Genomic DNA, 8723 nt, shown 5'->3' with positions numbered 1-8723 from the left:
GAGCAGCGGGTGCGGGCCGAGTGGTGCGGCGACGCGCGTGCGCGCCGGTGCGGCGGCGGCCATCTCGGGTATGTCCCGCTTGACGTGGTGGCCGGGGCTGAACAGCAGCGGCACGAGGACGGCACCGGTGGCGCCGACGCCGGCGAGGGTGTCCGGGAGCAGCGGCTCGTTGAGCTCGATGTGCCCGAGGTGCACGGACAGCCGGGGGCGCAGTTCGCGGACCCGGTCCATGAGGGCCCGTACGGTGCTCAGCGCGCGCGGGTCGCGGCTGCCGTGCGCCACGAGGACGAGAGCGGGCGGGGCGGGCCGGCGCCTGCCGTCGAGCGCGACGAGGCTGAGCCGGCCGGCGAGCTCGGCGCCGATGCTGCTCATGATGTGCGCCGTACTGTCGAGGCGGACGCCGGGGGTCGGCGGGCCGCCGGGGCCGTGGAAGGACTCGTCGCGAGGAGGGTTCGCCACCGTCATGCCCAGATCCTCCCGGGCCGAGGTTGCGTCCACGTAGCGCCACCGTGACAGGTGTTTTCCGGGCCTTCACCGGATGGGGCGGGTTGCTGTGAGGCACCTGGCGGGAGCCGCGCGGTCGCTGTTGCGAGGATGGGACACACGGTGTGAACCGGGGTGCGGTGTGCCGCGTCCTCCCTGATCGAGGCCCGTGCGGGCCATACGAGGAGGGGGCCGTCCGATGCGGATACGACCACGGCTACCGCGCACACGAGCGGGGCAGCGGCGGCTGGTGCAGGTCGTGATGGCCGTGTGCGTGTTGGCGCTGCTTCCGGCGACGTGGCTGTACCTGGTGACCGGCGACCGCCTGCGCACCACGGCCGACGCGCCGCACACCGAGGTCGGCGTGGTCTTCGGCGCGGGCCTGTGGGACGGCGAGCCGTCCCCGTACCTGGCGCACCGCCTGGACGCGGCGGCGCAGCTGTACCACGAGGGCCGGGTCGAGGTGCTCCTGGTGACCGGCGACAACAGCCGCGAGGACTACGACGAGCCGGACGCCATGCGCGCTTACCTGACCCGGCACGGCGTGCCCGCCGCCCGGATCGTCACCGACTACGCCGGCTTCGACACCTGGGACTCCTGCGTGCGCGCGAAGAAGATCTTCGGCGTGGACCGGGCGGTCCTGGTCAGCCAGGGCTTCCACATCCGCAGGGCGGTGGCCCTGTGCGACGCGGCGGGCATCGAGTCCTACGGCGTCGGCGTGGCCGACAAACACGATGTGACCTGGTACTACGGCGGTACCCGCGAGGTGTTCGCGGCCGGCAAGGCGGTGCTGGACGCGGTGTTCCACCCCGCTCCGACGTTCCTGGGACCGAAGGAGCACGGGGTCGCCCGGGCGCTGGCCGCCGCCCGCTGACGCTTCGCCTCACGGCGGACGGGCACGCGCTGCGAGGTCACCGTGCCGGGCGCGTAACAGCGGCCGTCCGGGCGCGTAACACGGCCGACGCACGCTGAGCGGCATGCAGATCTCCGCGACGCCCACGCACTGCCCGTACTGCGCCCTGCAGTGCGGGATGAATCTGTCCCCCCTCCCGGACGGGGGCGTCGAGGTGACCGAGCGCGCGGACTTCCCGGTGAACCGTGGCGCGCTGTGCGGCAAGGGCCGCACGGCGCATGCGGTGCTCTCCTCCCGGGTGCGGCTGACCGCCCCGCTGGTGCGCTCCGCCGACGGCACGCTCGAGCCGGCCGGCTGGGACGAGGCCCTGGACCGGATCGCCGGGGCACTGGCACGCGCGCGTGTGGAGCACGGCCCGGACGCCTGCGGGGTGTTCGGCGGGGGCGGGCTGACCAACGAGAAGGCGTACGCGCTCGGCAAGTTCGCGCGGGTGGTGCTGGGCACCTCGCAGATCGACTACAACGGCCGTTTCTGCATGTCGTCGGCGGCGGCCGCCGGGAACCGGGCGTTCGGGCTGGACCGGGGGCTGCCGTTCCCCCTCGCGGACATCCCCCGGACCGGCTGTGTGGTCCTGGTCGGCTCCAACCCCGCAGAGACGATGCCGCCCTCACTGCGCTACTTCACCGAACTGCGCGAGAACGGCGGCACGCTGATCGTCGTCGACCCGCGCCGGACGAGGACCGCCGAACAGGCCGACCTGCATCTGGCGCCCCGGCCCGGCACCGATCTGGCCCTGGCCCTGGGCCTGCTGCACCTGGTCGTGGCCGAGGGCCGCACCGACGAGGAGTTCATACGGGAGCGGACGACCGGCTGGGAGGAGGCGCGGGCGGCGGCCATGGCGCACTGGCCGGAGTACGTGGAGCGGGTCACCGGCGTGGCCGTCCCGCGGCTCCGGGAAGCGGTACGGCTGTTCTGCGAGCCGGAGTCGGCGATGGTGCTCACCGCGCGCGGGCCCGAGCAGCAGGCCAAGGGCACGGACACGGTCGGCGCGTGGATCAACCTGTGCCTGGCGACCGGCCGGGCGGGCCGGCCGCTGTCCGGGTACGGCTGCCTGACCGGGCAGGGCAACGGCCAGGGCGGACGCGAACACGGCCAGAAGGCGGACCAGTTGCCCGGCTACCGCAAGCTGACGGACCCTGCGGCACGGCGGCACGTGGCCGAGGTGTGGGGTGTACGCCCGGACAGCCTGCCGGGGCCGGGCCGCAGCGCGTACGAACTCCTGGACGCGCTCGGCACGGACATCCGCACGCTGCTGCTGATGGGCTCCAACCCGGTGGTGTCGGCGCCCCGCGCCGCGCACGTGGAGCAGCGGCTGAGGTCGCTGGACTTCCTGGCCGTCTGCGATGTGGTGCTGTCGGAGACGGCGGCGCTGGCGGACGTCGTCCTGCCGGTCACGCAGTGGGCGGAGGAGACCGGCACGACGACGAACCTGGAGGGCAGGGTGCTGCTGCGGCGGCGCGCGGTCACGCCGCCGGACGGGGTCCGCAGCGACCTGGAGGTGCTGCACGAACTGGCCGCCCGGCTGGGCGTGGTGAAGGGCTTCCCGGCCGATCCCGAGGAGGTCTTCGAGGAACTGCGCCGAGCCTCCGCGGGCGGCCCCGCCGACTACTCGGGGATCACCTACCGCAGGCTGGCGGAGGAGAACGGTGTCTTCTGGCCGTGCCCGGCGCCACCGGAGCCGATCGGCACCGCCACCGCTCCCGCTCCCGCGCCGACCGAGACGCACGACCACGAGGACGCCGCGCTCGCCCCCACCACGCTCGACCCGGGCGCACTCGATCCGACCGCGCACGCGCACGGCCGGGCCCTGGACGTCGCCCCGGCCGGGGGCGGGGATGCGGCGGACGACGAAGGCGCGGCGGACGGACACGCGGCGGACGACGAGGACCGGGCACGTCACGAGGATCCCGGGCTGGAGCGAGCGGCGCGTGGCGGTCCGGCCGGGGCCGGAGCGCACCCGGGCACCCCGCGCCTCTTCCTCGACCGGTTCGCCACCGAGGACGGGCGGGCGCGGTTCGCGCCCGTGTCGCACCGGCCGAGTGCCGAGGAGCCGGACGCCGAGTACCCGGTGCTGCTGACCACCGGGCGGGTCGTCTCCCAGTACCAGTCCGGCGCCCAGACCCGGCGCGTGGACGAGCTGAACGCCGCCGCGCCCGGCCCCTTCGTCGAGCTGCACCCGCGGCTCGCGGCGCTGCTGGGGGCGGCCGAGGGCGACCCGGTGGCCGTCGTCTCCCGGCGCGGCCGGGCGGTGGCGCCCGCGCGCGTCACGTCCGCCATCCGCCCGGACACGGTGTTCATGCCCTTCCACTGGCCCGGCGAGGGCCGTGCCAACACCCTCACCAACCCCGCCCTCGACCCGACCTCGCGGATGCCCGAGTTCAAGGTGTGCGCGGTGCGGGTGGAGGTGGTACGGCCGTAGGCCCTGGCGCCGAACTCCCGCCTGCCCGCGGTCGGACGGCGGGAGCGTGACGACGGGACTCGGCAGTCGGCGGTCGAGGGGCCGTCAGCGGCGGGATGCCCAGTCGCCGCCCTGGACGAGCCGGCCGCCGGCCCGCAGCCGTGCGGTCACGGCCGGACCCGCGACGTAGACCCAGGCCCGTACCGCCGTTTCGTCGACCGCGCGGACGGCCTCGCCTTCGATGCGTTCGTACAGGCTCCGCGGGTCCCCGGCGACGTACTCCTCCAGCCGGTCCAGGGCCGTGACCAGCTCCTCGTACTTCTCCGGCCGCGCGGTCACCAGTTCACCCAGCACCACGCCGCCCGGCTCCACGACGGCGTACGGGAAGCCGGGTCCCTCGTACAGCACGGCACCGGTGAGTCGCGCCGGCTGCACGGCCCGGGTGCGGCCGCGCAGGAAGACGTCGTGGTTGCGTTCGCCGGGGCGCAGGGTGCCGTAGACGAAGAACGGGAGGGGCTCAGGCGCCGAGAAGTGGGCCGGGGTGATCACGGAAACGATTCTGTACCCCCTCCAGCTCCCCACACATCTCCATGGAGGCGGTATGGACAGGACTTGTCATGGTCGCTTAAACCTGAACCAACGTCAGCGCCACCCACACCCCTCGAAGGCGCCTTCCCAAGGAGACCGATGAGTCGGACACGGCACACCCGGGGCAACCGCCTCGCCACGGCCGGCATAGCCGCCACGACCGCCACCCTGCTGGCCGCCGTACTCTCCCCCGCCGCGCACGCGCAGGACAGACCCACCCGGGCCACCGCGCTCCAGAACGCCGCCTCGGCGCTCCTGGACCACGCCACCGCTCTGGGACTGACCTCCGCCGAGAGCACCGCCGTCCGGGACGTGATCGTCGACAAGGACGGCACACAGCACGTCCGCTACGACCGCACCTACCATCGACTTCCGGTGCTCGGCGGCGACTTCGTGGTCCACCTGACCCCGAACGGCGGCTACCGCGGCGCGGACCGGGCCACACGGGGCACGATCTCGCTCCCGAGCATCACCCCGAAGCTCTCCGCCCCCAAGGCCGCCGACCTCGCGGTCCACGCGCTGCGCGCCGCGAACCTCGGCGAGACGCTGAAGAGCGTGAAGGCCGAACCGGAGCTGGTCGTCGACGCCCTGCACGGCACCCCGCGCCTGGCCTGGCGCACCAACGCGGCCGGACTGGACTCCCTCGGCAACCCGGTCGCCCGCACGGTGCTGACCGACGCCCGCACGGGCGCGCAGATCGACGCCTGGGACAGCATCGAGACGGCGACCGGCGACGGCCGGTCGCTCTACAGCGGAACCGTTCCCCTGGAGACGACCCAGTCCGGCTCGGCGTACCAGCTCAAGGACGCCACGCGCGGCAACACCTACACCGGCGACGCCGCGAACAAGACCGACGTGTGCTTCCTCTCCATCTGCTTCCAGCGTGCCCCCGCGACCGTGTTCACGGACGCCGACAACCACTGGGGCACGGGCACGACGGCGGACCGCGCGTCGGCGGCGGTCGACGCCCAGTACGGGACCGACGAGACCTGGGACTACTACAAGAACGTCCACGGCCGCAACGGCATCGGCGGCGACGGCAAGGGCTCGTACAACCGCGTCCACTACGGCAGCAACTACAACAACGCCTTCTGGGACGACAGTTGCTTCTGCATGACGTACGGCGACGGTGACGGCACCACCTTCGGGCCGCTGGTCGCGCTGGACGTGGCCGGGCACGAGATGTCCCACGGGGTGACATCGAAGACGGCCGCCCTGACCTACTCGGGCGAGTCCGGCGGCCTCAACGAGGCCACCTCCGACATCCTCGGCACCATGGTGGAGTGGTACGCGAACAACTCCTCCGACCCAGGTGACTACCTCATCGGCGAGAAGATCGTGAAGCCGGGCTTCGGCAAGGCCGCCCTGCGCTTCATGGACAAGCCCTCCAAGGACGGCAACTCGGCCGACTACTGGAGCAGTTCGGTCGGCAACCTGGACGTCCACTACTCGTCCGGCGTCGCCAACCACTTCGCGTACCTGCTCGCCGAGGGCAGCGGCGCGAAGACCGTCAACGGCGTCAGCTACGACTCGCCGACGTTCAACGGCTCGACCGTGACCGGCATCGGTCGGGACAAGGTCGGCAAGATCTGGTACCGGGCACTGACGGTCTACATGACGTCCTCGACGAACTACGCGGGCGCGCGGACGGCGACCCTGAACGCGGCCAAGGACCTCTACGGCTCCGGCAGCACCGAGTACAACGCGGTGGCGGCGGCCTGGAGCGCGGTCAACGTGAACTGAGGCAGCACCGGCGTGCCGAGGCCGGTCCCCACACGGGGGCCGGCCTCGGCCGTGCCCGCGCACGGGCGGGCGGCTAACTCCCGTACGGCCGCCGCTGCCTGGCCTCCTGCAGGGCCCTCCCCCACCACACGAGCTGGTCCAGCATCGACTTCGCCGCCGCGTCCGGGCCGGCCGGGTCCTTCAGGCGCCCCCCGTCGTCGAAGGAGCCGCCCGCGTTGTGGAAGGAGACCGTGTCGCGGACCGTGACCGCGTGCAGTTCGGCGAAGACCTGACGCAGGTGCTCGACGGCGCGCAGACCGCCGGCCAGACCGCCGTAGGAGACGAGTGCGACGGGCTTGGCCTGCCACTCGGTGAAGTGCCAGTCGATGAGGTTCTTCAGACCGGCGGGGAAGGAGTGGTTGTACTCGGGGGTCAGGACGACGAAGGCGTCCGCCGACGCCAGCTTCGGTGTGATCTCCGCCAGCGCCGCGCTCGTCTCCGGCCCGCGCGCCAGCGTCGTCGGCAGGGCGGCGGTCTCGGCCACGTCCACGACCTGCGGGAGCAGGTCGGCGCGCTCGCCGAGGTGATCGAGGAGCCAGTCGGCGACCACGGGACCGAAGCGGCCGTGGCGGTTGCTGCCGACGACGAGGGCGACCTTCAGGGGTTCAGTGGCTGTGTTCATGTGGCACAGCCTGATACCTCAACTTTTGTTGAGGTCAAGTTGCGGCTCTCGGTGACGCCGGGCTCCCGGCTGCCGGAACACCGTGATCACCCGTTCACCCCCGCGCCCTGCACCCTTCGGGTGCTTTCCGACGCGCCGTCAGCGAGGCCACGCTGACCTGCCCAAACGCCCGCACCACTGCGCCGCGGGCGAGGTGTGCGGACACCCGTTCACCGCATTTCTGACGTTCTCTCAGGAAGCGGGCGGGCGCATGTGCCACTTACCTCGAAAGGGCAGGGCGCGACAACGGCGGCACCAGCGGGGTGCCGCGGGCCGTGCCGCCACCGCAGAGCTCGGAGGAGGACCGATGCGACGTACCGCTCGTCTGTCGGCCGGGGCCGTGACCGGGGCCGCGCTCACCGCCGCCGCCCTGAGCGGTCTCGCCGCGCCCGCGTACGGCGCCGAGGGCGCCCTCGCGGCGGCGCGCCCCTCCGCCTCGGCCACCGGCACCCTGGAGGTGTACCCGTCCTCGGTCGTGCCGGGCGGTCAGGTCAGCGTGAACACCAAGGCCTGCGGCCAGAAGGCGTCCGCGGCCGGTGACGCGAGCGCGGTCGGCGCGGGTGCCTTCCCGCTGTCGCCCAGCACCCACGAGGGCGACGCGATCGGACAGTTCCGGGTACCGGAGGGCGCGCAGCCGGGGACGTACGAGATCGTCGCGGACTGCGCCGAGGGCGGCCGGCGGGTCAAGGGCGACCTGATCGTCGCCCTGACCTCGGCACAGGGGCAGCTGCAGCCCCGTGGAAGTGTGAAGACGGGGGTCGGTGGCGCTCTGGGCACCGACCCCGTGAAGACCGCGGCCGGCGTGGCGGCACTCGCCGTCGCAGCCGCGGGCGGTACCTGGCTCCTGCATCGCCGGGCGAGAGGCGACGGGATCTGACGGACAACCTCCGCTGTCCGTCCCCCGGTACCGCACGTCCCTCCCCCCTCCGGGCCCGACGCCCCTCGCGGCCCGGAGGGGGCACGGGACACCGAGTCCGAGAGGGGTTCGTATGCGAAGGATCGGCAACTCCGCGATAGCGACCGTCACCGTGGTCGCCTTCTGCTCCGGCGCGTGGCTGCTGTACAGCGCCGACGCCTCGCACGCTCCGCCCCAGCCCGCCGCGGTCGAGGGCCGGCCCGATCCCGGTGAGGAACGGCTCATGGCCCCCGCCCTGCCGCCGTCGCCGCCCACCCGCATACGCATACCCTCGATCCGGGTGAACGCCCCTCTCATAGGCCTGGGCCTGACGAGTTCCGGCAGCCTCGACGTCCCGCCCGCCCAGGACAAGAACCTCGCCGGCTGGTACGAGTCCGGCACCACGCCGGGCGAGCGCGGCACCGCGATAGTCGCCGGCCACGTCGACAACATGCAGGGCCCCGCCGTCTTCTACGACCTCGGCGCTCTGAAGAAGGGCGCCACCATCGACGTGGACCGCCGCGACGGCGGCGTCGCGGTGTTCACCGTGGACGCGATCGAGGTCTACGAGGCGAAGGACTTCCCCGACGCCAAGGTCTACGGCGCCGCCCCGCGCCCCGAGCTGAGGGTGATCACCTGCGGCGGCGGCTACTCCAGGTCCACCGGCTACCAGGGCAACGTCGTGGTCTTCGCCCATCTCACGGGAAACCACTAGGACCGCCGTACGGCCTTCACGCTCTCCAGATACCGCAGCACCGCCAGCACCCGCCGGTGGCCCGTCTCCGACGGCGGCAGGTCGAGCTTGGCGAAGATGTTGGCGATGTGCTTCTCCACGGCGCGCTCGGAGACGGTGAACGCGGCGGCGATGGACTGGTTGGTGCGGCCCTCGGCCATCAGCGCCAGCACCTCCCGCTCGCGCGGGGTGAGCAAGTCCAGCGCGCCGGCCCGGCGGCCCGCGTTGAACAGCTGGGAGACCACCTCGGGGTCGAGCGCGGTGCCGCCG

At 73.0% G+C, this 8723-nt stretch carries 9 protein-coding genes; 5 read left to right on the top strand and 4 right to left on the bottom strand.

Features of this window, described 5'->3' with window-relative positions:
• A partial coding sequence (locus BZY54_RS47025) for a sirohydrochlorin chelatase (protein WP_208640978.1) occupies nucleotides 1–465 on the bottom strand: 465 nt, incomplete at its 3' end.
• Between the two features lie 217 nt (nucleotides 466–682).
• Here BZY54_RS47025 and BZY54_RS47020 point away from each other — a divergent pair.
• Together BZY54_RS47020 and BZY54_RS47015 are read left to right on the top strand one after the other, a co-directional pair.
• Entirely contained in the window at nucleotides 683–1357 is a 675-nt protein-coding gene (locus BZY54_RS47020) for a SanA/YdcF family protein (protein ID WP_086731430.1), read from the top strand.
• Between the two features lie 103 nt (nucleotides 1358–1460).
• The gene (locus BZY54_RS47015) at nucleotides 1461–3815 is read left to right on the top strand and encodes a molybdopterin oxidoreductase family protein (protein ID WP_086731429.1); all 2355 of its coding nucleotides are present in this window, start codon (nucleotides 1461–1463) and stop codon (nucleotides 3813–3815) included.
• An 84-nt stretch (nucleotides 3816–3899) separates the two neighbouring features.
• Here BZY54_RS47015 and BZY54_RS47010 read toward each other — a convergent pair whose 3' ends face one another.
• A complete protein-coding gene (locus tag BZY54_RS47010; protein ID WP_244217688.1) occupies nucleotides 3900–4343 on the bottom strand; it encodes a gamma-glutamylcyclotransferase family protein in 444 nt (147 codons plus the stop codon).
• A 138-nt stretch (nucleotides 4344–4481) separates the two neighbouring features.
• Here BZY54_RS47010 and BZY54_RS47005 point away from each other — a divergent pair, with 138 nt between their 5' ends.
• The gene (locus BZY54_RS47005; RefSeq protein ID WP_086731428.1) at nucleotides 4482–6125 is read left to right on the top strand and encodes a M4 family metallopeptidase; all 1644 of its coding nucleotides are present in this window, start codon (nucleotides 4482–4484) and stop codon (nucleotides 6123–6125) included.
• 73 nt (nucleotides 6126–6198) lie between these two features.
• On the opposite strand, the gene BZY54_RS47000 is transcribed toward BZY54_RS47005, so the two are convergent.
• A complete protein-coding gene (locus BZY54_RS47000; RefSeq protein WP_086731427.1) occupies nucleotides 6199–6786 on the bottom strand; it encodes an NADPH-dependent FMN reductase in 588 nt (195 codons plus the stop codon).
• 346 nt (nucleotides 6787–7132) lie between these two features.
• On the opposite strand from BZY54_RS47000, the gene BZY54_RS46995 reads away from it, so the two are divergent.
• Complete coding sequence (locus tag BZY54_RS46995) at nucleotides 7133–7702, top strand: hypothetical protein (protein WP_086731426.1); 570 nt, start codon at nucleotides 7133–7135, stop codon at nucleotides 7700–7702.
• A 112-nt stretch (nucleotides 7703–7814) separates the two neighbouring features.
• Nucleotides 7815–8435, top strand: coding sequence for a class F sortase (locus BZY54_RS46990; protein ID WP_086731425.1), 621 nt, complete (start codon nucleotides 7815–7817; stop codon nucleotides 8433–8435).
• Here BZY54_RS46990 and BZY54_RS46985 read toward each other — a convergent pair.
• Nucleotides 8432–8723, bottom strand: a 292-nt coding sequence (locus BZY54_RS46985; protein ID WP_143668367.1) for a response regulator transcription factor, incomplete at its 5' end; no start/stop codon positions are given. The two genes, BZY54_RS46990 and BZY54_RS46985, sit on opposite strands and share 4 nt — an antisense overlap.

The sequence above is a fragment of the Streptomyces carpinensis genome (assembly GCF_002154505.1).
Classification (GTDB): domain Bacteria; phylum Actinomycetota; class Actinomycetes; order Streptomycetales; family Streptomycetaceae; genus Streptomyces; species Streptomyces carpinensis.
This window is presented reverse-complemented; position numbering and strand designations above follow the sequence as displayed.

Bases quoted from the DNA above. Each gene is read 5' to 3' on its own strand.
- BZY54_RS47015 (WP_086731429.1), top strand. From the start codon at position 1,461: ATGCAGATCTCCGCGACGCCCACGCACTGCCCGTACTGCGCCCTGCAG.
- BZY54_RS46995 (WP_086731426.1), top strand. From the start codon at position 7,133: ATGCGACGTACCGCTCGTCTGTCGGCCGGGGCCGTGACCGGGGCCGCG.
- BZY54_RS47020 (WP_086731430.1), top strand. From the start codon at position 683: ATGCGGATACGACCACGGCTACCGCGCACACGAGCGGGGCAGCGGCGG.
- BZY54_RS46990 (WP_086731425.1), top strand. From the start codon at position 7,815: ATGCGAAGGATCGGCAACTCCGCGATAGCGACCGTCACCGTGGTCGCC.
- BZY54_RS47005 (WP_086731428.1), top strand. From the start codon at position 4,482: ATGAGTCGGACACGGCACACCCGGGGCAACCGCCTCGCCACGGCCGGC.
- BZY54_RS47000 (WP_086731427.1), bottom strand. From the start codon at position 6,786: ATGAACACAGCCACTGAACCCCTGAAGGTCGCCCTCGTCGTCGGCAGC.